This window comes from Corynebacterium afermentans subsp. afermentans, assembly GCF_030408355.1.
Classification (GTDB): domain Bacteria; phylum Actinomycetota; class Actinomycetes; order Mycobacteriales; family Mycobacteriaceae; genus Corynebacterium; species Corynebacterium afermentans.
Genome location: NZ_CP046606.1, coordinates 424,824 through 448,198 on the forward strand (window position 1 = coordinate 424,824; position 23,375 = coordinate 448,198).

26 protein-coding genes and 2 pseudogenes are annotated in these 23,375 nt (G+C 66.5%); 23 read left to right on the top strand and 5 right to left on the bottom strand.

The window, feature by feature from the left end; genetic code table 11:
• Positions 1-107: 107 nt before the first annotated feature.
• From eccCb to rpsI, 6 genes are all read left to right on the top strand, one after another.
• Complete coding sequence (gene eccCb, locus CAFEA_RS01960; RefSeq protein WP_063937547.1) at positions 108-3,530, top strand: type VII secretion protein EccCb; 3,423 nt, start codon at positions 108-110, stop codon at positions 3,528-3,530.
• Positions 3,527-4,426 carry a type VII secretion-associated protein gene (locus CAFEA_RS01965; RefSeq protein ID WP_034997306.1) on the top strand — a complete coding sequence of 300 codons (900 nt, stop codon included), beginning with the start codon at positions 3,527-3,529 and terminating at the stop codon, positions 4,424-4,426. The genes eccCb and CAFEA_RS01965 overlap by 4 nt, the downstream gene beginning before the upstream one ends.
• A 103-nt stretch (positions 4,427-4,529) precedes the next feature.
• Positions 4,530-4,841, top strand: a complete 312-nt coding sequence (locus CAFEA_RS01970) for a WXG100 family type VII secretion target (RefSeq protein WP_034997307.1) — start codon at positions 4,530-4,532, stop codon at positions 4,839-4,841.
• 10 nt (positions 4,842-4,851) lie between these two features.
• Complete coding sequence (locus CAFEA_RS01975) at positions 4,852-5,136, top strand: WXG100 family type VII secretion target (RefSeq protein ID WP_034997309.1); 285 nt, start codon at positions 4,852-4,854, stop codon at positions 5,134-5,136.
• A gap of 299 nt (positions 5,137-5,435) precedes the next feature.
• The gene (gene rplM, locus CAFEA_RS01980; RefSeq protein WP_034997310.1) at positions 5,436-5,879 is read left to right on the top strand and encodes a 50S ribosomal protein L13; all 444 of its coding nucleotides are present in this window, start codon (positions 5,436-5,438) and stop codon (positions 5,877-5,879) included.
• On the top strand, positions 5,879-6,424 hold the full coding sequence (gene rpsI / locus CAFEA_RS01985) for a 30S ribosomal protein S9 (RefSeq protein WP_034997311.1): 546 nt from the start codon (positions 5,879-5,881) through the stop codon (positions 6,422-6,424). The genes rplM and rpsI overlap by 1 nt, the downstream gene beginning before the upstream one ends.
• A gap of 58 nt (positions 6,425-6,482) precedes the next feature.
• Here rpsI and CAFEA_RS01990 read toward each other — a convergent pair whose 3' ends face one another.
• A complete protein-coding gene (locus CAFEA_RS01990; RefSeq protein ID WP_063937546.1) occupies positions 6,483-7,556 on the bottom strand; it encodes an HNH endonuclease signature motif containing protein in 1,074 nt (357 codons plus the stop codon).
• Positions 7,557-7,711: 155 nt separating this feature from the next.
• On the opposite strand from CAFEA_RS01990, the gene glmM reads away from it, so the two are divergent.
• The 4 genes from glmM (at position 7,712) to CAFEA_RS02010 (ending at position 10,868) form a co-directional block, all read left to right on the top strand.
• A complete protein-coding gene (gene glmM / locus CAFEA_RS01995; protein ID WP_063937545.1) occupies positions 7,712-9,055 on the top strand; it encodes a phosphoglucosamine mutase in 1,344 nt (447 codons plus the stop codon).
• A gap of 108 nt (positions 9,056-9,163) precedes the next feature.
• Positions 9,164-9,490 carry a hypothetical protein gene (locus tag CAFEA_RS02000; protein WP_063937544.1) on the top strand — a complete coding sequence of 109 codons (327 nt, stop codon included), beginning with the start codon at positions 9,164-9,166 and terminating at the stop codon, positions 9,488-9,490.
• Positions 9,490-10,587: a hypothetical protein gene (locus CAFEA_RS02005; RefSeq protein ID WP_063937543.1), complete on the top strand. Its 1,098-nt coding sequence runs from the start codon at positions 9,490-9,492 to the stop codon at positions 10,585-10,587. The genes CAFEA_RS02000 and CAFEA_RS02005 overlap by 1 nt, the downstream gene beginning before the upstream one ends.
• A 2-nt stretch (positions 10,588-10,589) precedes the next feature.
• Positions 10,590-10,868 (top strand): hypothetical protein, encoded by a 279-nt coding sequence (locus CAFEA_RS02010; protein ID WP_034997315.1) that lies wholly within the window; start codon positions 10,590-10,592, stop codon positions 10,866-10,868.
• A gap of 7 nt (positions 10,869-10,875) precedes the next feature.
• Here the strand turns inward: CAFEA_RS02010 and CAFEA_RS02015 are convergent, their stop codons facing one another.
• Positions 10,876-11,730, bottom strand: coding sequence for a dienelactone hydrolase family protein (locus CAFEA_RS02015; RefSeq protein ID WP_063937542.1), 855 nt, complete (start codon positions 11,728-11,730; stop codon positions 10,876-10,878).
• Positions 11,731-11,810: 80 nt separating this feature from the next.
• Between CAFEA_RS02015 and CAFEA_RS02020 the strand changes: the two genes are divergently transcribed.
• From CAFEA_RS02020 to groL, 10 genes are all read left to right on the top strand, one after another.
• Positions 11,811-12,461, top strand: a complete 651-nt coding sequence (locus tag CAFEA_RS02020; RefSeq protein ID WP_034997318.1) for a GAP family protein — start codon at positions 11,811-11,813, stop codon at positions 12,459-12,461.
• A gap of 7 nt (positions 12,462-12,468) precedes the next feature.
• Positions 12,469-13,536, top strand: coding sequence for an alanine racemase (alr, locus tag CAFEA_RS02025; RefSeq protein ID WP_063937541.1), 1,068 nt, complete (start codon positions 12,469-12,471; stop codon positions 13,534-13,536).
• Positions 13,537-14,004: a tRNA (adenosine(37)-N6)-threonylcarbamoyltransferase complex ATPase subunit type 1 TsaE gene (gene tsaE / locus CAFEA_RS02030; protein WP_063937540.1), complete on the top strand. Its 468-nt coding sequence runs from the start codon at positions 13,537-13,539 to the stop codon at positions 14,002-14,004.
• Between the two features lie 10 nt (positions 14,005-14,014).
• A complete protein-coding gene (locus tag CAFEA_RS02035; protein ID WP_063937539.1) occupies positions 14,015-14,518 on the top strand; it encodes a hypothetical protein in 504 nt (167 codons plus the stop codon).
• Complete coding sequence (tsaB, locus tag CAFEA_RS02040; RefSeq protein WP_063937538.1) at positions 14,518-15,150, top strand: tRNA (adenosine(37)-N6)-threonylcarbamoyltransferase complex dimerization subunit type 1 TsaB; 633 nt, start codon at positions 14,518-14,520, stop codon at positions 15,148-15,150. The genes CAFEA_RS02035 and tsaB overlap by 1 nt, the downstream gene beginning before the upstream one ends.
• Complete coding sequence (rimI, locus tag CAFEA_RS02045; protein ID WP_063937537.1) at positions 15,147-15,623, top strand: ribosomal protein S18-alanine N-acetyltransferase; 477 nt, start codon at positions 15,147-15,149, stop codon at positions 15,621-15,623. Before tsaB ends, rimI begins: the two co-directional genes overlap by 4 nt.
• Positions 15,620-16,669, top strand: a complete 1,050-nt coding sequence (gene tsaD, locus CAFEA_RS02050; protein WP_063937536.1) for a tRNA (adenosine(37)-N6)-threonylcarbamoyltransferase complex transferase subunit TsaD — start codon at positions 15,620-15,622, stop codon at positions 16,667-16,669. The genes rimI and tsaD overlap by 4 nt, the downstream gene beginning before the upstream one ends.
• Positions 16,670-16,734: 65 nt before the next feature.
• The gene (locus CAFEA_RS02055) at positions 16,735-17,196 is read left to right on the top strand and encodes a hypothetical protein (protein WP_063937535.1); all 462 of its coding nucleotides are present in this window, start codon (positions 16,735-16,737) and stop codon (positions 17,194-17,196) included.
• A 155-nt stretch (positions 17,197-17,351) separates the two neighbouring features.
• Positions 17,352-17,651 carry a co-chaperone GroES gene (gene groES, locus CAFEA_RS02060; RefSeq protein ID WP_034997874.1) on the top strand — a complete coding sequence of 100 codons (300 nt, stop codon included), beginning with the start codon at positions 17,352-17,354 and terminating at the stop codon, positions 17,649-17,651.
• A gap of 5 nt (positions 17,652-17,656) precedes the next feature.
• Entirely contained in the window at positions 17,657-19,264 is a 1,608-nt protein-coding gene (groL, locus tag CAFEA_RS02065) for a chaperonin GroEL (RefSeq protein ID WP_063937534.1), read from the top strand.
• A gap of 181 nt (positions 19,265-19,445) precedes the next feature.
• Here groL and CAFEA_RS02070 read toward each other — a convergent pair whose 3' ends face one another.
• On the bottom strand, positions 19,446-19,757 hold the full coding sequence (locus CAFEA_RS02070; RefSeq protein WP_034997331.1) for a WhiB family transcriptional regulator: 312 nt from the start codon (positions 19,755-19,757) through the stop codon (positions 19,446-19,448).
• Positions 19,758-20,027: 270 nt separating this feature from the next.
• Here CAFEA_RS02070 and CAFEA_RS02075 point away from each other — a divergent pair.
• Positions 20,028-20,429: pseudogene (locus CAFEA_RS02075) on the top strand (sigma factor); the annotation flags it as partial.
• A gap of 33 nt (positions 20,430-20,462) precedes the next feature.
• Here the strand turns inward: CAFEA_RS02075 and CAFEA_RS02080 are convergent.
• On the bottom strand, positions 20,463-21,641 hold the full coding sequence (locus CAFEA_RS02080) for an IS1249 family transposase (protein ID WP_063937531.1): 1,179 nt from the start codon (positions 21,639-21,641) through the stop codon (positions 20,463-20,465).
• Positions 21,642-21,805: 164 nt separating this feature from the next.
• Between CAFEA_RS02080 and CAFEA_RS02085 the strand changes: the two are divergent.
• Together CAFEA_RS02085 and CAFEA_RS02090 are read left to right on the top strand one after the other, a co-directional pair.
• A pseudogene (locus CAFEA_RS02085) lies at positions 21,806-22,003 on the top strand (sigma-70 family RNA polymerase sigma factor); the annotation flags it as partial.
• On the top strand, positions 22,000-22,950 hold the full coding sequence (locus tag CAFEA_RS02090) for a hypothetical protein (RefSeq protein WP_063938471.1): 951 nt from the start codon (positions 22,000-22,002) through the stop codon (positions 22,948-22,950). The pseudogene CAFEA_RS02085 and the gene CAFEA_RS02090, both read left to right, overlap by 4 nt.
• Here the strand turns inward: CAFEA_RS02090 and CAFEA_RS02095 are convergent.
• Positions 22,947-23,303 (bottom strand): DUF5319 domain-containing protein, encoded by a 357-nt coding sequence (locus tag CAFEA_RS02095; RefSeq protein WP_081634383.1) that lies wholly within the window; start codon positions 23,301-23,303, stop codon positions 22,947-22,949. The genes CAFEA_RS02090 and CAFEA_RS02095 overlap by 4 nt on opposite strands.
• Between the last annotated feature and the right edge of the window lie 72 nt (positions 23,304-23,375).

Below are 23,375 nucleotides of genomic sequence, written 5' to 3' on the forward strand. Positions count from 1 at the left end.
GGCGCGGCCCCCATTCGCCGCGCGACGGGACACAGTATGGCCTACAATCCTCAGCGCGTCCACAGTTCGGGGGAACTGTGGGAAAACACAAGGGGGGAGAATCCACGATGCTTGGCCTCGACTACGACCAAGTGCTCGCACCAACAACCGGCGCACCAGACGCCGCGATCGACGCCGCGCCGCCGCCGACCGGCACCTTGCGCGCCGAGCCCGTGCCCGCGGCGCAAAAGCCGCAGTCGCCGCCGGTGATAAAGATCCTGCTGCCGGTGGTGATGGTGGTGGCAGTCGGCGCGGTGATGGTGCTCATGGCCACCTCCGGCCGCGCTGTGAGCCCGATGATGCTGATCTTTCCGCTGATGATGCTCTTCGGGCTCGTCGGCATGTTCAACCCGCAGGAAAAGCAGGGCGACATCGACGAGACCCGCCGCGTCTACCTGCGCCACCTGGACGCGCTGGCGAAGAAAGCCCGCGCGAACGCCGCGACGCAGCGCACGCACGCCACCGCGCTGCACCCCGCGCCGGGCGAGCTGGTGGCCGCGGTGCCGGTGGAGCGCATCTGGGAGCGTGCAGGCGCCCCGACGGTGCGGCTGGGCACCGGTGCGGGCGCGCTGTGCACCCCGGTGGACGTGGACGACCCCGGCAGCCCCGAGGATTTGGACCCGGTGTGCGCGGTGAGCCTGCGCCGCGCCGTAGCGGCGGTGAGCACGGTGCCGGGCATGCCGATGCTGGTCCAGCTCGACGCGTTCGACGCGATCACGCTCGCCGGGCCGGCGGCGGCCGATGTGGCGCGCTCGATCGTGTGCCAGCTGGCGTTTTTCTACGGCCCGGAAAAGGTCCGCATAGACGCGCCGTTCGCCTGGGCGAAGTGGCTGCCGCACGCGCGCAGCGACGGGGCGTTTCGCATCTCGCTTATCGACGGCCACGCCTCTCCCGCACCCACCGACTCCGACCTGGTGGTGACCATCCACGACGACCCGGACTTCTTCGCCGACCCGGACGCGTTCCACCTGGTCTGCACCGACGTGCTGGAAGCTGTCACGGCGCAGGGGGTGGAGCAGCTGGGCGTGCCGGATAGGTTCACGGATGCGGAGGCGGAGTTCGTCGCTAGGCACTTAGGCTTTTATCGCCGCCCCGACGGGGCGGTGGAGGCTGGCGGGGATTTTCTGTCCATGCTGGGTGTGCCGGACGTCGATGCGCTGGATGCGCACACGATGTGGCCGGGGGTGCGCAACAAGCTGACCGTGCCCATCGGCGCGACTCCCGACGGCCATCCGGTGTACCTGGATTTGAAGGAGGCGGCGCTGGGCGGGATGGGCCCGCACGGGCTGTGCATCGGGGCGACGGGCTCCGGTAAGTCGGAGCTGCTGCGGACCCTGGTGGTGGCGCTGGCGGCGACGCACTCGCCGGACGAGCTGAACTTTGTACTCGTGGACTTCAAAGGCGGCGCGACGTTTTTGGGCTGTGAGTCGCTGCCGCACACCGCCGCGGTGATCACCAACTTGGAGGACGAGGCGGTGCTGGTGGAGCGCATGTTCGACGCCATTTCCGGCGAGATGCACCGCCGCCAGGAACTGCTGCGGGCCGCCGGCAATTTCGCCAACATCACGGACTACACCAAGGCGGGCAACACGCTGCCGTCGCTGGTCATCGTGGTCGACGAGTTCACCGAGCTGCTCACCCAGCACCCACACTTTGCGGACCTGTTCGTGGCGGTGGGCAGGCTCGGCCGTTCGCTGGGCGTGCACCTTTTGCTCGCCTCGCAGCGGCTGGAGGAGGGCAAGTTGCGCGGGCTGGATTCGCACCTGTCCTACCGCATCGGCCTGAAGACGTTCTCCGCCGGCGAGTCCCGCCAAGTCCTCGGCGTGCCGGACGCCTACGAGCTGCCCGGCGAGCCCGGGTCCGGCTACCTCAAAGCCGGCATGGAGCTGACCCGCTTCCGCGCGGCCTACGTCTCCGGCCCGCTGACGCGCACGGTGGTTGAGCACCCCGGCGAGCAGCACGTGCGGCTGTTCACCGGCAACGAGATCGAACTGGCGCCCACCGCCTACGTTGAGGAGGACCGCTCCACCACGCTGCTGGACGCGGTGGTGGCTAAGGCCCGCGAGGTCGCCGATGCCCGCGGCATGCACGCGCACCAGGTGTGGCTGCCGCCGCTGCCGGAGCGCATCCCGCTGTCGCAGGCGCACGGGGCGCTCGGGCTTATCGACGAACCCTTCAAGCAGCGCCAGACCCCCTTCCACTTGGACCTGGATACCGCCGGCGGGCACGTCGCCATCGCGGGCGGGCCGCAGACGGGCAAAACGATGGCGGTGCGGAGCATCGTGGCCACGCACATGCGCGAGGGGTTGGCCGTCTACGTCATCGGCGACGTACCGGAGCTCGAGGCGCTGCCGCATGTCGCCGGCGTGGCCAGCATGAAAGACGCCGAGCGCACCCGCCGCATCGTCGACGAAGTCACCGGGTTCCTCGACCACCCGCGGCCTGTCATGCTGGTTGTCGACGGCTGGCACGCCCTCGACGAGGACCTGCGCGAACCGCTCGCCCGCATCGCCTCCGAAGGCCCCGACGCCGGCATCCACCTCGTGGTGACCACCCAGCGCTGGAGCGCGATCCGCCCGAACGTGCGCGACCTCATCGGCACCCGCCTCGAGCTGCGGCTGACAGAACCGATGGACTCGTTGATCAACCGCAAACACCAAGAGAAGCTGCCCGCCACGCCCGGCCGCGGCCTGACCCCGGACGGCAAAACCGTCCAGCTCGTCTTCACCAGCGGCGAGGACATCGCCCACCTCGCGGCCACCGCCGACCAGGCGCCGGTGGAGAAGTTGCGGGTGCTGCCGGAGGCCGTGGCTACGCACTCGCTTCTCGACGGCCAAAGGATCCCCCTCGGCATCGGCGGCCCCGCCCTCGAACCCGTGTACTCCTCCGGGCACATCCTCGTCATCGGCGCTGGCGGCTGCGGGAAATCCACCTTCATCGCCAGCACAATCGCCGCGGTGGAGCACATGGGCCGCGAGGCCGCCCGGATGGTGGTGCTCGACCCGAAGCGCGCGCACCTCGGCCGCGCCGACGAGGACATGGTCGCCGCGTACGCCGCATCCACCAGCGCGATCACGCAGGCCGCCAAATCGCTCGCCGTCACGCTGCAGTCGCGCCTGCCCAGCGCTGAGGTGACCCCGGAGCAGCTGCGAAAGCGGTCCTGGTGGTCGGGTCCCGAGCTGTATCTGATCATCGACGACTACGAACTCGTCGGCGAAGACCCGCTCCGGCCGATCGCGGATCTTCTGCCGCACGCGCGCGACATCGGCCTGCACGTCGTGGCAGCCCGCAAATTCGGCGGCGTCTCGCGCGCCCTGTTCGGGCCGTTTTTGACCGCGCTGAAGGACCTGCAGCCCGACGTGCTGCTCATGGACGGCACCCGCGACGAAGGCGCCATCTTCGGCGTGCGGCCCAGCCCGCAACAACCCGGCCGCGCCACCTGGATCCATGGCGAAGCGCGCGGCACCGTCCAACTCCCGGAGGCACAATGACCGAGCTGCGCATCACCGCCACCGACGCATCCACCGTGATCACCGGTGCAGCCAACATCCACCGCTTCGACGCGCCCACCAGCCGCGAAATCGCCGGCACCGTCCGCAGCGTGCTCGGCCCCGACCCGCACGGCGCGCCGGTGCACATCGCAGCCGACCCACAACGCCTCAGCGAGCTCACACACGCACTCGCCGACTACGACATCGACCTGACCACCGAGCCCCTCCAACCCGTCGCGCCCACACCCGACGACACCCCGGAACCCTTCCACCGACCACCACCGCCCGAGCAGGAATCGCGCTCCGGCGTGTGGATCATCGCCGCCGTCGTCGCCGCAGTCGCCCTCGCCTGCGCCGCAGTGATTTGGGGTCTGACTAGCGGGAAAGCGCAGTCGTCGGGAGAGGCGGAACCGCCACCGTCGCAGCCGCCGGAGACGCAATCAACTCCAGTGTCGTCTCCTGCGCAGGAGGAGGAAGAGGCGGAGCAGTCGTCGATAAGCATTGAGCGCGACGGCTTAACCGTCCAACTCCCCGCAGGCTTCACCCTCGAAGCCGACGACGACATGTGGCGCGCCACAGGAAGCGACCCCAACTTCCGCCTGCAGATCGCCGTCGAGCACCTCTACCAGCTGCCAGCGCGCACGATGGCCGACCAACTTCTTGCCGACATCGAAACCGACCCGGAGGTCGAACTCGTCGACACAGACGGCATCTCCGTGACCTACCTGGAGCGCGCCGGCGACGGCTCGCAATCGCTGTGGAAAACCTGGCCCAACGGGACCGTGCAGCTGTTCGTGGGCTGCCACACGCGCACCGAACCCACCGTCGTGCAACGCGCCACCTGCCGCATGGCCATGGAATCCGCTGAATATAAGGGGGCTGACGTGGGTCCATAAAAAAGTTTTGAAAACGATGGAACCGAAAGAGCTAAACGTCAGTCAGATATACGGACAGCACAGAAGTTGTCCGTCCCAACACACAACGAGGGGGAAAGAGAACATGGAGCAGTTCGCAACCGAAGCCGAGGTCATGCGCGCCGCTGCAGACCGCACCGACGACACCAACGCCGACGTCAACCGCGAAATCGACCGCGTGCAGCAAGTCGCCGAAGCCACCCGCGGCTACTGGGTGGGCAACGCGCAGCGCAGCTTCGACGACTTGATGCTGCGTTACGACGATGCCCAAAGGCGATTGTCTGAAGCACTGAGCGCGATCGCCGTGAACATCCGCGACAACGCCAAGAACTACGAAACCACCGACGCCACCAACACCGACAGCCTCCGCCAGATCGCCGGCGGACTCGCACTGTAAAGGGGAAACAATGCAGATCAAGTACGATTTCGCGCAGATCGCCGGCGCCGCAGAGGACATGCGCGCCTCCGCCTCCCGCATCAACGGCGACCTGGCCGAACTCAAGCAGATGCTCCAGCCCATGGCGCAGACCTGGGAAGGCACCGCAGCCGCGGCCTACCAGGCGCACCAGGCCAAGTGGGACCAGGCCGCGCAGGATCTGAACCAGATCCTCAACCAGATCGCCAACACCGTGGAAGACGGCAACACCACCATGCTCGCCGTCAACAACGCAGCGGCGAACAGCTGGGGCTAGAACACAACAAGACTTGCGTCGCAGGCCGTGCAAGGGGCCGTTTTCATCGGGGGACGGGCACGGCTTCACACGGCCCGCGGCGCAACCGCTCGGGGGATACGGGGGGACGTGCCGCCGCAGGTGATGGGGGAATCACCTGCGGCGGCACTTTTTTGTTTTCGGTCAAGCGTGCCGTAGGGTGTTATCCCTGTGTGTCCCGCCGGATGCGCTTTTCGGGTCTCCACCGGCCGCCGTGAAGCGCAAAGGGGCAGACGAAGTTTTGGCCGGCAGCCATCTAGACAGACTTTAAGGAGTCATGCATGTCTACTTACCACCCGAAGAGCGGTGACATCACCCGCAAGTGGTACGTCATCGACGCAACCGACGTGGTGCTGGGCAAGCTTGCTTCCACCGTCGCAGACATCCTGCGCGGTAAGCACAAGCCGCAGTACGCACCGAACGTCGACACCGGCGACCACGTCATCGTGATCAACGCCGACAAGATCCACATCTCCTCCAACAAGCGCGAGCGCGAGATGCGTTACCGCCACTCCGGCTACCCGGGTGGTCTGAAGTCCATGACCCTGGGCCGCGCGCTGGACGAGCGTCCGGATCGCGTGATCGAGGAAGCTGTCAAGGGCATGATGCCGCACAACAAGCTTTCCCGTCAGTCCATCAAGAAGCTGCACGTCTTCGTCGGTGCCGAGCACCCGTACGCTGGCCAGCAGCCGGAAACCTACGAGTTTAAGCAGGTGGCACAGTAATGACCGAGCCGAACAACTTCGAAAACACCGCTGAGTCCCTGGGCACCGACGTCGACGCCGCAACCGCCGCGACCGAGGAGTTCAACTACACCATCGGCGACGCCATCGCCCCCGAGGCTGAGGCAACCGAGGAGACCGTTGAGGCCGCTCCGCTGCACGAGGGTCCGATCCAGACCGTTGGCCGCCGTAAGCGCGCCATCGCCCGCGTGACCGTCGTCGAGGGCGAGGGCAAGATCACCGTCAACGGCCGCGAGTTCGAGGACTACTTCCCGAACAAGCTGCACCAGCAGGACATCCTCACCCCGCTGACCCTGCTCGAGCGCGAGGGCCAGTTCGACATCAAGGCCAACATCTCCGGTGGCGGCCCGACCGGCCAGTCCGGTGCTCTGCGCCTGGCTATCGCCCGCGCACTGAACGTCTACAACCCAGCTGAGCGCACCACCCTGAAGAAGGCTGGCCTGCTCACCCGTGACGCCCGTGCCGTGGAGCGCAAGAAGGCAGGTCTGCACAAGGCCCGTCGCGCACCGCAGTACTCCAAGCGTTAATCGCTTCTACGCGTGCGTTGTACGCCGTCGTCCGTTTGGGCGGCGGCGTTTCGCGTTGCTAGGTGCTTGGTGGTCCGAAGAGTTGGTCGAGTGCTCCGCGGTCGGTGTTTTTGATGTGGTACCCGCGGGGTGAGACCCACCAGGGCGCGCCTCTGATCATGGTGATGCGGCCGCGTTTGTTGCGCCAGGGGTCATCGTCGTTGATCCGATTGTGATACCTGCATAGCGGCACCAGGTTGTCCATGTTGGTCAGCCCGCCGTGTTTCCACGCTGTCACGTGGTGGATCTCGGAAGCATACGCCCCGTGGCGGCAGCCTGCGAAGGCGCACACGGGTGAGACCATGCAGGCCATATCGCGCTGTTTCTGGTTGGCGAAGCGTTCGGTGTCGTAGAGGTTCACCGCGCCTTCCTCGGGGTGGAAGGCTGCGACCTCGAGTGCCTCGCCGAACTCTTGCTGGAGGTACTCCGCACCCGTCATGATGGTGCCGTCAGTCAGCGTCAGGATGACGTCGTCGCCGTCTCCCGCCATGATGCGTGCGTGCTCGGTGATCGGCACCAGCACGATCGGCCGTGGCGCGGCGGCGACCACCCCGCCAGCCTTACCTTCGACGATGCGCCAAAACGCATCCTCCATCTGCGCCGCCGCCGGCAGCGTGGCGTCGATGTCTTGGCGCAGGCGGTGCTCTAAGTCGGCTGCTTTGCGGTCGGTGGTGTCGATGGTGATGCGCGCCCGCCCGTTTTTCGGTTGCGAGAACGCCACCTGTTTCTTTGTCGGGGTGGTGTCGTCGCGGGGGATGATCTCTCGTGCGGCGCGTTCGATCGCGCGGTACCCGCCGGTGACATCCAACAGTTCCAGCCGCAGCCGCCACCGCTCGCCGGCATCCTTCACCACGGCAACACGTCGTTCGATCAGCCCGAGTTCGTCGAGGGAGAACCCGCGGGCTTTCTGCGCGGCTTCCGATTGCTTGCGGGTGAATTTCGTTTTTCCGTAGTAGACGTCCTGCATCTGATCCCACGCACGCGCCCGATCCGGCGCCATCCCGGCAGCAAGGGCAACGGGCAGGTCGAAGTGCCGCAGTGTCTCCATGGATACTGCGGACATCGCCTGGATGAATGCGTCGAACGAGTTCATGGCCACAGACCCTAAACCCAACGCAACCCCACCCCGGCCCGCCCTGTGGAATTCGCAACATCACCCCTGTGGATAACTCGCAAAACGCCAGGTTAAATTGCGCGGAAGTTGGGGTGGCGGAGCGATCGTCGATAGGCAAGTGCATAATTGTGCGCATGACTCGATTGTTCGGAACTGACGGTGTCCGCGGCCTGGCTAACGAGGCCCTCACCGCATCACTTGCCCTCAAGCTCGGCGCCGCGGCTGCGACCGTGCTGACCAAGGACCGCGGCTCGGAGAAGCGCCGCCCGATCGCGCTGATCGGCCGGGACCCGCGTGTCTCCGGCGAGATGCTTGCTGCCGCGATGGCGGCCGGTATGGCGTCGAAAGGCGTGGACGTACTGCGCGTCGGCGTCATCCCCACGCCGGGCCTGGCGTTTCTCACCGACGACTACGGCGCCGACATCGGCGTGATGATCTCCGCGTCCCACAACCCGATGCCGGACAACGGCATCAAGTTCTTCGCCGCCGGCGGCAAGAAGCTGCCGGACGACATCGAAGACGAAATCGAGCGCGCCATGGCCGTGCTGGAGGAAACGGGCCCGACCGGCACCGCCATCGGGCGCGTGATCGAGGAAGCGCCGGACGCGCAGGAGCGCTACCTCGCCCACCTCAAAGAGGCCATCACTGAGCCGCTCAGCGGCATCAAGGTCGTGGTGGACTGCGCCAACGGTGCTGCCTCCGAGGTCGCCCCGAAGGCATACGCGGCCGCTGGTGCGGAGGTCACCGCCATCCACAACACGCCGAACGCCTACAACATCAACGACGGCTCCGGCTCCACCCACATGGACCAGATTCAGGCGGCCGTGGTCGAACACGGCGCGGACCTGGGCCTGGCGCACGACGGCGACGCGGATCGCTGCCTGGCCGTGGACGCGCAGGGTAACGTCGTCGACGGTGACCAGATCATGGCCATCCTCGCCACCGGCATGAAGGAGTCCAACAGCCTGAAGGACAACACGCTCGTCGCCACGGTGATGAGCAACCTGGGCCTGAAGCTGGCCATGGAGCGCGAGGGCATCTCGGTGCGCGAGACGAAGGTGGGCGACCGTTACGTGCTCGAGGAACTGAGTAACGGCGATTTCTCCCTGGGCGGCGAGCAGTCCGGCCACATCGTGGTGCCGGCCCACGCCACCACTGGCGACGGCGTGCTGTCCGGCCTCATGCTCATGGAGCGCATGGCGGAGACCGGCAAGGCGCTCGCCGGTCTGGCGGAGGTGATGACGGTGCTGCCGCAGACGCTGATCAACGTGCCGGTGTCCAACAAGGCGCTGATCTTGGAGGACCAGTCCGTCAAAGACGCCATCGCCGAGGCGGAGGCTGAGCTGGGCGATGCCGGCCGCGTGTTGCTGCGCCCGTCTGGCACGGAGGAGCTGTTCCGCGTCATGGTGGAGGCCGCTGAGGAGGAGCAGGCGCGCAAGGTTGCCGGTCGCCTCGCGGCGGTCGTTGCCGCGGTGTAGGTTTATCGGCGGTAAAAGTTTTTTGCCCCGGCAGGGAACCGCCGGGGCATTGGGGGAGTCTAAGTAAAGGTAAGACAGTTCAACTGCGAGCCTTTCGGGGGTGGGCATATGACACATGTTGGGGCGCTCGACATCGATATCGATGCGGTGCGCACGAAGTACACAGAGGCTATCGACGCGTACCGTGGCGCCGCGCGCGAGCTCGACGCTGGGCGGCCGGTGGTTGCCGCGTCGGCGTTCGGCGCGGGCTTTGCGCGGGAGGGCCAGCGCATCGTGGATGCGTTGGAGGCGTTGCATTCCACGTCGCAGCGTTTCCTCGCGGCGCGCGGGGAGAATTGGGAGCAGGTGCTTTTGCTTAGCGACGCCACTGTAGCCGCCGACCAGCTCTCATCCGAGTTCTTAGAGTCGATTGCGGGTGGGGTGGAGAACGCATGATGGCGGCGGTGAAAGACGACGTCCAGTCGCTGGTGTGCGCGGTTGATGTCGCGCCGGAGGTGGGGCCGGCGCAGCGCGCCGCGGTGCACGGCCTGGCCGGCGAGCTGTTGGAGCAGGTCGCGGAGACCGACGGGCTTGATTTGAGCGCGTTTCTGGCCGCTGGCCTGCGGTTGTCTGCGGGTGGGCAGCGCCCGGAGACGCCGGCGCGGACGTGCTCGTGCGATGAGAGCGCTTGGTTCGACGAGGTGGGCATCCGCGAGCGTGAGCTTTGCGACGAAACACGCGAATCCGAGCATTTCGATCGCGCAAAAACTGCCGGGGAGAGCATTGGGCAGTGCGGGGAGGCGATCAAAACGATTGTGGCCACCGCGGAGTCTGCGGTGCGTGCCCTGCTGGAGCCGGCGCGACGCATGCTCGACATCGTGCTGAACTGCGGGATTGTGCAGTTGATCCAGCCGGCGGTGGAGATGGTCATCGAGGCGCTGCGCAGCGCGCGCGAGACCGCCAGCGACCGCAACTGCGTGATCAAGGAATGCCTGGGGGAGGTCGCCACCCGCGTCGACACTGCGGCCGCTGAGCAGCCCGCCCCGCCGGTGGACTTCGGGGAGAATACGCATTCGCCTTGCGACGTCAGCACCCGCCCCGCCGCCGCCAGCATTTCCGATGAAGCTTCTCGCAGCGCCTCGTCCAGCGATAGTGCCGATTTGGGCCTGGAGCTGACGCTGGGGCTGACGTTGGAGGCGAACCTGGAGGCGACGCTCGACGTCGACGAGACGGCGCTGGAGGACTGCCCGACCGAGCCGGCGGCGACGCCGGAGTGCGAGCCCGAGCCGGAGCCAGAACCCGAGCCGGAGCCAGAACCCGAGCCTGAGCCGGAGTGCGAGCCGGAACCGCCACCGCCTCCGCCCGCGCCCGCAGATGACGGTGTGATCGCTCCGCCGCCGGAGCTGTCGCAGGTGGAGGAGCCGACGCCGCCGCCGAAGAAGCTGGAGAATCTGGAAACGCAGCCAGCGCAGGCAGGAGATGCTGGCGACACGGGCGACACCGGCGGGGTGGATGCTGATCCGTGGGCAATGAAGAAGTCAGGGGAGTGGTAACGATGGATTTCGAGCAGTTTGTGGCCCAGTACCAGAGGCGTACCGCGAAGCGAATGGCGGATTTCGAGGCGTTGATGAAGGAAACGCAGCAGAAGATGGAGATGACCGCCAAGCACCACGCGCGGGCCCGGGAGACCATGCCGCGGCAGCCGGTGACGGTGCCACGGGGGGATTACAGTATGCCGCGGCCTCGTCGTAACGCTGCGCAGAAGTCGCAGAAGCAGCAGATCCAGGCGGTGCTGCGCGCGATTGGCCCGAACGGCGAAAACCCCGTCGTGTAGCCGGGAGCTAGAACAGGGAGAAGCCGGCGTTGTCGCGCGCTAGGCCGGCGGCCTTGGACAGCTTCTCGCCGGTCAGGGATCCCACGCCGGAGCCTTCGGCGTCAGGCTCGGAGTAGGAGGCATACGACTTGTCTTCGTCGAGCTGGTGCAGCAGGTAGCCCACGAGCAGGCCGCGGATGGTCTCCTGCAGGCCGCGGTCGGACTTGCCCAGGCCGAGGATGCGCTTGACCAAGTTGTCTTCGGAGAAGGACTGCTGGTCGCCCTTCTTCGGCGCGCGGTAGACCACTTCGCCGGCCCAGTTGTAGGCCAGCTTGGCGGGGTTGCCGGGGTCGAACAGCGAGTCGCCGTCTTCGCCGGGGCCGACGACCATGCCGGGGACGAACAGGTTGCGCGCCGCCTCGACTGCGGACGGTGCCACGTTGGCCGGGTACACCGCCGCCACGGCCTTCGCCTTCGGGTTGTCCACCGCGGCGAGCACGGCGGCACCGCCGCCCATGCCGTGGCCGACGATGCCGAGCTTGCCCGGGGAGACGGAGATGTTGCCGTTGCCCAGGCGCACGCCGCCGAGGATCTGCATGGCGGTTTCCAGGTCGGCGGCCAGGCCGGCGTGGTCGGGCTTGAAGCCGGTTTCGGTGTCCGGCGCGGCCACGGCGATGCCCCAGCTGGCCAGGTGGCGCAGGGTGTCCTCGTAGGCGGCGACGTCCTTGAGCCAGTCGTGGCCGAACGCCACGCCGGGCAGGTTCTTGCCTTCGGCGGGGGTGTAGACCTTGCCGGGCAGGCCGGTGTAGCCCAGGTCGCCTTCCAGCACGCGGTGCGGGCCGCGCTTGGATAGGTCGGAGAGTTTCTTCAGCTTCGCAGACACGCGGGCTATCCTACTGCAATCTTTCCTCGACTAGGGTGAGTCCGACATTGCCAGGCTACCCCGCACACACAGGAGGTCGGATGCTCGGTGCTTTGCAGCTGGCGTTCATTGATTCGGTGAATCTGCTTCTCATCGGCGTCATCGTCGCGGTGGGCATCGCCGCGCGGCGCAACTACGCCAAGACCACGGCGCTGCTGATCGCGGGCGATTGGTGCGGTGTGGCCGGCTTGGCACTGATCATGCTGGTGATTTTCGACGGCCTGGGCCCGGTGGTGCAGCGCTTCGTCGAGGGCCCGGTGTTCGGCATTTTGCTCATCGCCACCGGCATCCTCACCGCCTTCCTGGCGCTGCGCGGCGGCGACAACCAGGCGCTGACGCAGAAGATCATGCGCCCGCTGCACATCCCAGGTCCGGCTACGGTGGCCACCGGCGTGGTACTCGGCCTGATTCAGTCGGCCACGTCGATGCCGTTTTACGGCGGGCTCGCGCTGTTGTCGGCGGCCGGCCTCGAGGCGCAGGTGCGCTACGCCGCGATCCCGCTCTACGCCACGGTGGCGCTGTCGCTGCCCACACTCGCCGCGTTGGCCGTGGGCTGGGTGCGCGCGAAGCCGCACAGCGCGGCGGCGCGCGGCTTCGACTGGGCGCGCGCCCACCCCGACCAGGTCACGGCCGCGGCGACGTGGTCGGTGGCGGTGCTGCTCATCGTGTTGGGCGTCACTCACGTGATGTAATAGGCCCGTGCTGAGAACAACGATCGATCTGGACGCAATCGCGCACAACACCCGCCGCCTGCGCGAGCAAACGTCGGCGGAGCTGATGTGCGTGGTCAAGGCGGACGCCTACAACCACGGCGTCGAGCGCTGCGTGCCGGTGATGGAGGCGGGCGGCGCGGACGCGTTCGGCGTGGCCACGTTCGCGGAGGCGCGTCGGGTGCGCGAGTTGACTACGAAGCCGGTGCTGGCGTGGCTGTGGGACCCGCAGGAGGAGCTCCCGGCCGGGGTCGACGTGGGGGTTCCGTCGTTTACGCATTTGCAATCGCTTATCGACGCACCAACGGCGCCCACCGCCTACCTCAAGGTGGACACGGGGATGCACCGCTCCGGCATCGATGAGGTCCGCTGGCAGGAGGCTTTCGAGCTCGCCCTGGACGCGCAGCGCAAAGGCAAGCTCACGGTCGCGGGGCTGATGACGCACCTGAGCTGCGCCGACGACCCGGCGGACCCGTACACCGACCAGCAGGCCGCCGCGTTTCGCCGCGCGATCGCCCATGCCCGCCAGGTGGGCCTTGAGGTGCCGCGCAACCACGCGGCGAACTCGCCGGCGACCTGGACCCGACCGGACCTGCACTTCGACATGGTCCGGCCGGGGGTGAGCCTGTACGGCCTGGAGCCGGTCGATGGACTCGACCACGGGCTCAAACCCGCGATGACCTGGTCGGCGCCGGTGGTCGCGGTCAAGCCGATGCGCAAAGGCGAGGCCACCAGCTACGCGCGCACCTGGGAGGCGCCGGTGGACGGGTTCACCGCCGTCATCCCGGCGGGCTACGCGGACGGGGTGCAGCGCTCCTGGCAGGGCGCGGTGGAGGTCGACATTGCGGGCCGGGCCTACCCACAGGTGGGCCGGGTGTCCATGGATCAGATCGTGGTCTGGCTCGGCGACAACGACGCTCACGTCGCCGCGGGCGATGAGGCCGTAATTTTCGGCGACGCCACCGCGCTGGCCAACCGCGCCGGCACCATCAACTACGAGGTGGTCTGCGCCCCGCGCGGTCGCACCACCCGCACGTACATCGGGGAAGGCAAGTAGATGAAGTCGATTTTTCCGGAGCAGGGCGAGCGGCTGTGCGAAGGTACCGCGGATACGCAAAAGCTCGGTGAAGAGCTGGGCGCGGCGCTCGATGCGGGCGACCTCGTTGTGCTCGACGGCCCGCTCGGCGCGGGCAAGACCACCTTCACGCAGGGCATCGCGAGGGGTATGGGGGTCAAAGGCAGGGTGACAAGCCCGACGTTCGTGATTGCGCGGGAGCATTCGTCGATAGGCAATGGCCCCTCGCTGGTGCATGTCGACGCATACCGGCTTGGCGACGACCCGCTAGGTGAGCTCGACGCCCTCGACCTGGACAGCGCCCTCGAGGAGGCCGTGGTGGTGGCCGAGTGGGGCGGCGGGCTGGTGGAGCAGCTCGCGCTGCGCTACGTGCACGTCACGCTTGATCGGCGCACGCACGCTGAGACGGAAGCACGCATCATCTCCTGGCGCGTCGAGGACGGGATGTAGGCTTACACGCATGCTCAACCTCACTAGCCAGTCCCGCCGCTGGGTCGCGCTCGCAGCCGTACTGTGGCTCGTGCTCCTCGCCGGGATCATCTTCATCCCGCAGTCCCGGTCCAACGATCTCGCTCAGGTCGAGCCGACGAACTCGCTTTCTCGCTCGCTGCAGCAGACCCGCCCGGGCGGCGATGCCGTGGCCGCGCAGCTGGTGGACCCGGCGCGCATCTACGACCCGGAGCGCTACGTCGGCTACACCACCCTGTGCCCGGGCGAGCCGCAGGAGCTGGTGGACGCCAAGGTTGAGGCCTTCGGTATCAGCGTCGACGACGTGGACCTCGGCGGCGACCTGGGCTACGTGTTGCTCATCCCGGGTGGCGAAGGCGAAGCGCCCATGGTGGATGCCGTGGAGCTGAACAAGGTGGATATCTGCACCGTCCCGCAGTCCGAGTCCTTCCCGCTGAACACGGCGATGCCGTTCCACATGAACCAGGGCCGCTGGACCCTCGGGTTGGGCCAGTAATGCTCGTCCTCGCCCTGGACACCGCCACGACTGACCTGGTCGCAGGCATCGTGGACGGGGACCGTGTGCTCGCGGAGACGGCTGTGGCCACTCGCGCGCACAACGAGACGCTCATGCCGGAGATTACTCGGCTGCTGGGGGAGGCGGGCGCCGAGTTCGCGGACTTGGGCGCGGTCGTGGTGGGGTGCGGCCCGGGGCCCTTTACGGGCCTGCGTGTGGGCATGTCTACCGCGTCGGCGCTGGGGCAGGCGCTTTCCGTTCCGGTGCATGGGGTGTGCACGCACGACGCGGTTGCTGCGTCGCTTAGCGGGGAGGCGCTGGTGGTCACCGACGCGCGCCGCCGCGAGGTGTACTGGGCGCGCTACTCGGGCGGTAAGCGGGTGGCGGGCCCGGACGTGTGCAAGCCGGCGGATCTTTCTTCGCCCGCGGTGGAGGTGGTGAGCGTGCCGTCGTCGCTAGCGGAGCTTTTGCCTATCGACGCCCAAAGGGTGACCTACCAACCCCCAACCCCCGCCGGCTTAGTCTCAGTCGCCGACCTGGACGCGCAGCCGGAGCCGCTGGTGCCGCTGTATTTGCGCCGTCCCGACGCTGTGCCGCCGAAGCAGGCCCCGAAGTCGCCGGCGCTGCCATGAGCGTGCGCTTCCGCGAGCTGACAGTCGCGGACGCCCCGGCGGCCGCGGCGATCGAGGCGGTGCTGTTCGCCGGCGACAGCCCGTGGTCCGAGGCGGCGTACCGCTCCGAGATTGCCGCGCGTCACACCTTCTACCTGGGCGCCTTCGACCGCGAAGAGCTGGTCGGGTTTGCGGGCCTGGCCATGCTCGGGCCGAAGGACGACCCGGAGTTTGAGATCCACACCATCGGCGTCGACCCATCGCGGCAGGGCGAAGGCATAGGCCGAGCGCTGATGGACCAGCTCATGCACACCGTGGACCTGTTAGACGGGCCGTGCTTTTTGGAGGTGCGGGTGGACAACACGCCCGCGATCCGCCTGTACGAAAGTTTCGGGTTTTTCACCGCGGGCGTGCGCAAGAACTACTATCAGGCCTCCGGCATGGACGCGTACACCATGACGCGGCCGAACAAGAGCGAAAGGCGAGACCAGTGATTGTGTTGGGCATTGAGTCCTCGTGCGACGAAACCGGCGTGGGCATTGTTGAGTTGCACGACGACGGCACGATGAACATTCTCGCCGACGTGGTCGCCTCCTCGATGGAGCAGCACGCCCGCTTCGGCGGGGTCGTGCCGGAGATCGCCTCGCGCGCCCACCTGGAGGCCATGCCGCAGGTGATGGAGAAGGCGCTGGCGGACGCCGGCATTGCCAAGCCGGACGCGGTGGCCGCCACCGTCGGCCCGGGCCTGGCAGGCGCGCTGCTGGTCGGCGCGTCCGCCGCTAAGGCATATGCGGGCGCATGGGGGGTTCCGTTTTACGGGGTGAACCACCTGGGCGGGCACGTCGCGGTGGCCAACTTGGACGGCGAGCCGCTGCCCCACGCGGTGGCGCTGTTGGTCTCCGGCGGGCACACGCAGCTGCTGGAGGTCGAAGCCGTGGGCAAGCCGATGCGGGAGCTGGGCACCACGCTCGACGACGCCGCCGGCGAGGCATACGACAAAGTCGCCCGCCTCCTCGGCCTGGGCTACCCCGGCGGCCCGGTGGTGGACAAGCTCGCGGCCGAGGGCAACCCGGAAGCGGTGAAGTTTCCGCGGGCGCTTTCGCGCGCCGAAGACCTGCGCGGCGAGCACCGCTACAACTTCTCCTTCTCCGGATTGAAGACTGCGGTGGCCCGCCACGTCGAGGCCGCCGAGCGCGACGGCCGCGTTATCTCGCTGGAGGACGTCTGCGCGTCGTTCCAGGAAGCGGTGTGCGACGTGCTCACCGCTAAAGCCGTCATGGCCTGCGAGGACACCGGCGCGCGCACGCTGCTGCTCGGCGGCGGCGTGGCAGCCAACCGCCGGCTGCGGGAGCTGGCGCAGCAGCGCTGCGAGGCCGCCGGTATCGAGCTGCGGGTGCCGCGGTTTAACCTGTGCACGGACAACGGGGTGATGATCGCGGCGCTGGCCGCCCAGCTCATCCATGAGGGCGCCGCCCCGTCCGGACTGGGCGTGGGCACGGACACTTCGCTGGAGGTCGAGGTGCCGCTCGTGTCGTCGTAAGGCGCGAAGTGTTGGTTGCGGATACGCTTGGCGACTGCACGTCTTACTCGACGAAAGGATGTCCCGTGTCCGCTGAAACTACTGAGCAGTTCGACCAAGGCCAGGCCGACCGTGAGCGGTTCGGATTCCTGGTCAACCCGGATCTGACCTACCGCCGCATCGTCTTCGACGAGGACACGGTGCGCGAGACCCTCGGCGGCGTAACCGAGAAGTTCGACGATGTCGCCTTCGACCAGGACGGCAACCGTTTCCACGCGATCTTCCGCCCGGACGCGGCACAGCTGGGCCAAGAGCCGAACCCGGTGGCATCGCTAGCGCGCAACACTTCGGAGACGGATAACCCGGAGTTCCTCACCGACCCGACCCGCGCGGTGTGCGGCCCGGTGATCTTCACCGCCGCCGACGGCGGCAGCGTCAATGAGGACACCATCGCGGAGGTGCTTCAGGCGATCCGCGCGGTGGAGAACTACCGCGACGACAACGCCGAGGAGTTCGATCTGTGGCGTAACGCGGTGCTCAACCGCTAGATCACACCGCCGCACAGCCTGTGGTTGTTGGCTGGCACTCTCAGGGGTAGAGTGCCAAAGCAGGTTGTGTGAAGCACAGTTGTTCACCCGCGACGACGGCTGCGCCTCTTCAGACCTGAACTGTTGAATCATTCACCAATGAAAGGTTGCTGATCATGGCAAACGTCAACATCAAGCCGCTGGAGGACAAGGTCCTCGTCCAGATTGCCGAGGCTGAGACCACCACCGCGTCCGGCCTGGTTATCCCGGATTCCGCTGCGGAGAAGCCGCAGGAAGCCGTCGTCATCGCTGTCGGCCCGGGGCGCCTGGACGACAACGGCAACCGCGTCGCCGTGGACGTCAAGGAGGGCGACACCGTCATCTTCTCCAAGTACGGCGGCACCGAGCTGAAATACGGCGGCGAGGAGTTCCTGCTGCTGTCTGCTCGTGACCTGCTGGCCGTCGTCGAGAAGTAAGCGCCATGGCAAAACTCATCGCATTTGACCAGGAGGCCCGCGAGGGCATCCAGCGCGGCGTGGACACGCTCGCCGACGCGGTGAAGGTCACGCTCGGCCCCCGCGGCCGCAACGTCGTGCTGTCCAAGTCCTGGGGTGGCCCGACCGTCACGAACGACGGCGTGACCATCGCCCGCGACATCGACCTCGAAGACCCGTTTGAAAACCTCGGCGCGCAGCTGGTGAAGTCCGTCGCCGTGAAGACGAACGACATCGCCGGCGACGGCACCACCACCGCAACGCTTTTGGCCCAGGCGCTCGTCGCCGAGGGCCTGCGCAACGTCGCGGCTGGCGCGAACCCGATCGGGCTGAACAAGGGCATCAAGGCCGCTGGCGAGAAGGTCGTCGAGGAGCTCAAGGCCCGCGCGACCGAGGTGCAATCCTCCGGAGAGATCGCGAACGTGGCCACCGTGTCCTCGCGCGACCCGGAGGTCGGCGAGATGGTCGCCGGCGCCATGGACAAGGTGGGCAAGGACGGTGTGCTCACCGTCGAGGAGTCCCAGTCCATCGACTCCTACGTGGACCTCACCGAGGGCATCTCCTTTGACAAGGGATTCCTCTCCCCGTACTTCATGACGGATCCGGATGCCGGCCAGGCCGTGCTCGAGGACGCCCGCGTGCTGCTGGTGCGCGGCAAGATTTCCTCCCTGCCGGACTTCCTGCCGCTTCTGGAGCAGGCCGCCTCCGAGTCCGTGCCGCTGTTCGTGGTGGCAGAGGACATCGAGGGTGAGGCGCTGCAGGCGCTGGTGGTCAACTCCATCCGCAAGGTGCTTAAGGTCGTCGCCGTGAAGTCGCCGTACTTCGGCGAGCGCCGCAAGGCGTTTATGGACGACCTCGCGGTGGTCACCGCCGCGACCGTGATCGACCCGGAGGTCGGCGTCAACCTCAAGGACGCCACCCTGGAGCACCTCGGCTCCGCCCGCCGCGTGACGGTGACCAAGGACGACACCGTCATCGTCGACGGCGCTGGCACCGCCGAGGCTGTGGAGGACCGCCGCAACCAGATCCGCCGCGAGATCGAAACCACCGACTCGACCTGGGACAAGGAGAAGGCGGAGGAGCGCCTGGCCAAGCTGTCCGGCGGTGTGGCCGTGCTGCGCGTCGGCGCCGCCACCGAGACTGAGCAAAACGAGCGCAAGCTGCGCGTCGAGGACGCCATCAACGCCGCCCGCGCGGCGGCGGAAGAGGGCATCATCGCCGGCGGCGGCTCGGCGCTGGTGCAGATTGCCAAGCAGCTCGAGGAGTTCGCTAACGGCTTCGACGGCGAGCAGAAGACCGGCGTGCTGGCCGTGGCCCGCGCGCTGTCGAAGCCGGCGTTCTGGATCGCCGATAACGCGGGCCTCGACGGTGCCGTTGTGGTGTCCAAGATCGCCGAAATGCCGAACGGCGAGGGCTTCAACGCCGCGACGCTCGAGTACGGCAACCTCATTGAGCAGGGCATCATCGACCCGGTGAAGGTCACCCACAACGCGGTGGTCAACGCCGCGTCTGTGGCGCGCATGGTGCTCACCACGGAAGCGTCTGTGGTGACTAAGCCCGCCGAGGAAGACGAGCACGAAGGCCACGCGCACTAGTCGCGCATTGCCGAAGGTTCGTCGCTAAGCAAAAACGCCCCGAAACCGGGGCGTTTTTCTGTATCTCAGGCCGGTAATTTCGCAAAAGTTGACGAACCGGCCGTTTTGGGCTGCTATTTCCCCTGGTCGCAAATCGTGATTGTTAGGTTTTACGAAACCCCCGCCAGGTGGTTGCAAAAAATTACTTGGCGGAAGCCGCGGCGACCTTCATGCCGCCGGCGGTGCCGCGCAGGATGGCGGAGCGCTCAGATTCGCTCATGCCGCCCCAGATGCCGTACGGTTCGGCTACGCGCAGCGCGTGCTCGCGGCACTGGGTAAGCACCGGGCACTCGAAGCAGATGGCCTTGGCGCGGTTTTCACGCTGCGTGCGCGCCCGGCCGCGCTCCCCGTCGGGGTGGTAGAAGATCTCGGAGGCCTCCCCCCGGCACTTGCTGTGTAGCTGCCAATCCCAGAAGTCGGCGTTGGGTCCGGGAAGCTGGTGCGGCAAAGACATAATCGGGAGTGCTCCTTTGTGGAAGTACCTCAAACGTGAAACCGGCTACGAGTGTGGACTGTTTTGGTTAACGTTTGGTGTCGCTGCGGTTACGGTCTGCTGTCGCCTAGTCGAACCGCGTGGAAATACCCGTGTCTTACTGCGCCAACGCAGCTGGTTACAGGCAGGTGAATTCCTGGCAAAAGGTCGGTAGCGCGAATGCTAAGGCAAGTGCGTTTATTATGAACGGGTTACGCGAAACTGGTGCAAGCTGACAGACGAGGGAAGGAGATGCGTGTGGCTGCAGGCGATGAAGACGCAGAACTCGCTGGCCTGGTTCCCGCCGCTGCGCAGGGCGACAGGCGGGCGCTGCAGCGCATCATCTCCATCATCCACCCGCGAGTGCTGCGCTACGCCAGGGCGCGCATCGGGGGCGGGCGGATGCCTACCCCCGAAGATGTCGCCCAGGAAATCTGCCTGGCGGTAGCGACGAGCATCGACCGCTACAACGACACCGGGCGGCCGTTCATGGCGTTCGTGTACGGCATCGCGTTTAACAAGGTTGCGGACGCGCACCGTGCGATGGCGCGCGACAAGCTCAGCCCGGTGGAGGAGGTCCCCGACACCGAAGTGGCGACAATCACTCCCGAGGACGCGGCGATGGTGTCGGTGGGGAGTAACGGGTTAAACGACAAAAAGTGTGTCTGATTCAGCGTGTCGTGGGGGTTAGATTTGGCCTTTTTGGATGCCGATTGAGTGTGTGTAGTTGGTGTCGATAGCGTTGTCGTAGAGGGCTGGTCGTCCGGTTTCGTGGTCGGCTTCGTTCTCGTTTCGGGTCAGGGTGGATACTTTGGCGAGTTGGCCCTGGCCCCAGTCGGACTGACTGGCGATTCGTACTGGATCGTCAGGCAGTTCCGTTTTCAAATAGAGCCACCAATCCAGCATGCGGCGTTGTCGTTCACCTGATCTGCCGCGGTGTGTTCTGGCGAGCAGTTTGAGCTGGGCGTTGATGCCGCCTTCCAGGCTGTTGGTGGTGGATTTGATCCACTCTGGTTGAAGTACTGCTTTTGGCGGGTTGAGGTAGACAAACAGCATCTCGGACCGCCAAAGATGGTTGAGGCTGTTGTATGCCTTGCGCACGTTGTGATGCGTCCACACGCGGGTCCATGCACCGGTTTTGGGATCTTTGACCAGGGTTTTCTCGTCCATCCATGACCGGTAGAGCGTGGAGAACTCGTGCAGCTGCGCACCCCATGCAGCGGCTTCATCCAGCGTGGTGATCCGGGTCAGCTTCAGCGCAAGTCGGTAGATGGTGCGCCCGGCATCGGTGCGTGGGTTACTGGTGGTGTAGCGGCGTACCACGCGTTGGGCGTGGACGAGGCAGCGTTGAATTTTCGTAGTCGGCCAGCACTTTTTGATCGCGCTGTATGCGCCTTGGCCGCCGTCGATGACGGCGATGAGTGGGGCTTCGATGCGCTCAAGCAGCAGTTGGTAGTCGCGGGTGGTTTCGTGTTTGCACCAGTGCCAGGCAATCACGTGGTCGATCGTCGCCGCGACGATCAAGCAGCCGCCAGCGGTGTAGGTGCCGTCAAGGAAGATCTGGTCGTAGACCCGCTTGTCGTGGCCGGCGGTGGGGTCAGGCACATCAACGAACCAGAACGGTTCGAATCGACGTTGCATCGTGCGCGGTGAGCACCCCACACGGCGGGCAACGGTATCGAGGCTGGCGCCGGTGGTGAGGTGGTCGATGAAGACGGTGAACGCCGCCGCGTTGGTGATGTCGCTTCTGCGTTTCACGCTGGAGGCGCCGCATCGTTTGCAGCGCCACCTGGTGGTGCCTTTGCTAGTGGTGCCGTTTCGTTTCATTTCTCCGCCGCAGTGGCAGCGTGGTTGGTTCTTTGACATTGCGACACCACACCACGCCGCACATAGCACATCACGGCAGCCACACCGAGGATTGAACGCTCGAGACCTAAATATATGCCCCCGAAGCATATATTTCCCTGAAACCTACAGGTCAAACCCTGAAAATCGTCGATTCCAGACACACTTTTTGTCGTTTAACCCGGAGTAACGCTGTGAGGGCTTTGCTCGATTCACTTAATGAGAAGGCCCGCGACATCGTGATTCTGCGAGTGTTTGTGGGTCTGTCCGCGGAGGAGACGGCTGAAGTTATGGGAAGCACGCCAGGTGCAGTGCGTGTTGCCCAGCACCGTGCGCTGTCCAAACTGCGGAAGCAACTGGATGGAAGGCAAGCGGAGTTATGACACGTCAGGACGATCACATGGAGGAGTTCGCGCGCAGCGACGCGTTCTTTGACGCGCTCATGCTTGGCGACGATCCTTCGGCTGGCACCGACCCCCTCGCCGCCGCTCTGTTGGATTTGAAGGCTGATGTTGACCGCCCGATGCCGCCGGCGCCGCAGCTGTTCACCGAAAATACTCAGCCCTCTGGCAGCGTTGCCTCGTTGGAGGAAAAGCGCGCGGAGAAGGCGAAGCGCCGCGTCAGCCCTTGGCTGTCCGGCTTGATCGGCGCGGCTGCTGCGACCGTGGTGTGCGTCGGCACCGGTGCCGTCCTGTTCGAAAGCGACACTACCGACGAGGACACCACCGTGGTGGAGCTTGCCACCACCCTCGACGAGCTTGAGGTGGCGAGCGAAAGCGGTGACGCTGCCGCCGCCCGCGACCTGCTGGAGCAGGCGCGGGATCTGGTGGCGACTATCCAGGAGCGCGAACGCCACGCAGCCAGGGACGGCGCGTCCGCGACGGTGACGGAGACAAAGACGGTCACGGAAGCGGCCACGGAGGCGTCCACGGTGCCGCCGGAAGGCGCTTCCTCCGAGCGCCCGGCTTCGGAACAGGTCCCCGCACCGCCGGTGCAGCAGCCGACCCAGGCGCCGCAGGATCCCGCGCAGCGCGGCCCTGGGGCGGGAAATGGCGCCGGCACAGGCCATGGGAGGCCCACGCAGTCCACCCAGCCGACATCGTCGAGCCCGCAGCCGAGCACGACCGCCGGCAGCGCGGCACCGTCGCAGGGGCAGGACGCGGCCAGCGAATCGCCGTCGTCGGAAGCGGGTGCGGAGCAGGAGAGCCCGTCGCTGCGAGTCAACGACCCGGCAACGATGGTCAGCTCGCCGGCCGACTTTGGCGCGGGTGTCTCCGGCGGCGCAGAGGGCGGCCCGGTCGTCCACCCGGGCGCCGGCAGCAGCTCCTAGCGCCCCTCTAAGCCGTCGAGGTAGCCCATGGCGTAGTCCCAGGGCACGTACGCCTCGATGCTCGGCTGCGCGCTGGGCTCATGCACGGGCGGAAGCTGGTTGTTCAACGAGGCGATCATGTTTTGCTCCATGATCTCCCAGTCGTAGTAGTGGACTTGGTCGCAGTCCTCGCAGAGGAATGACACCCCGAGAATGCCGCGGGGTTTGAGTATGCGCTTCGCGTCTCGCACGTGCGAGAGATCCTGGATCACTGCGACGCGTTCTGCGGGCGACAGCGGCTCGGCGTGCTCATCGTCCTCGATGAAGGATGCCGGGTCGTTAGGGTCGTCCGCAAACGGGTCCAGTGGCATCATGTCGTCGTAGTTCACCCGTATAACCCTATACGGTGTGGCAAACCGGCTGGATCGCCCGCTGGAAAGTGCCCT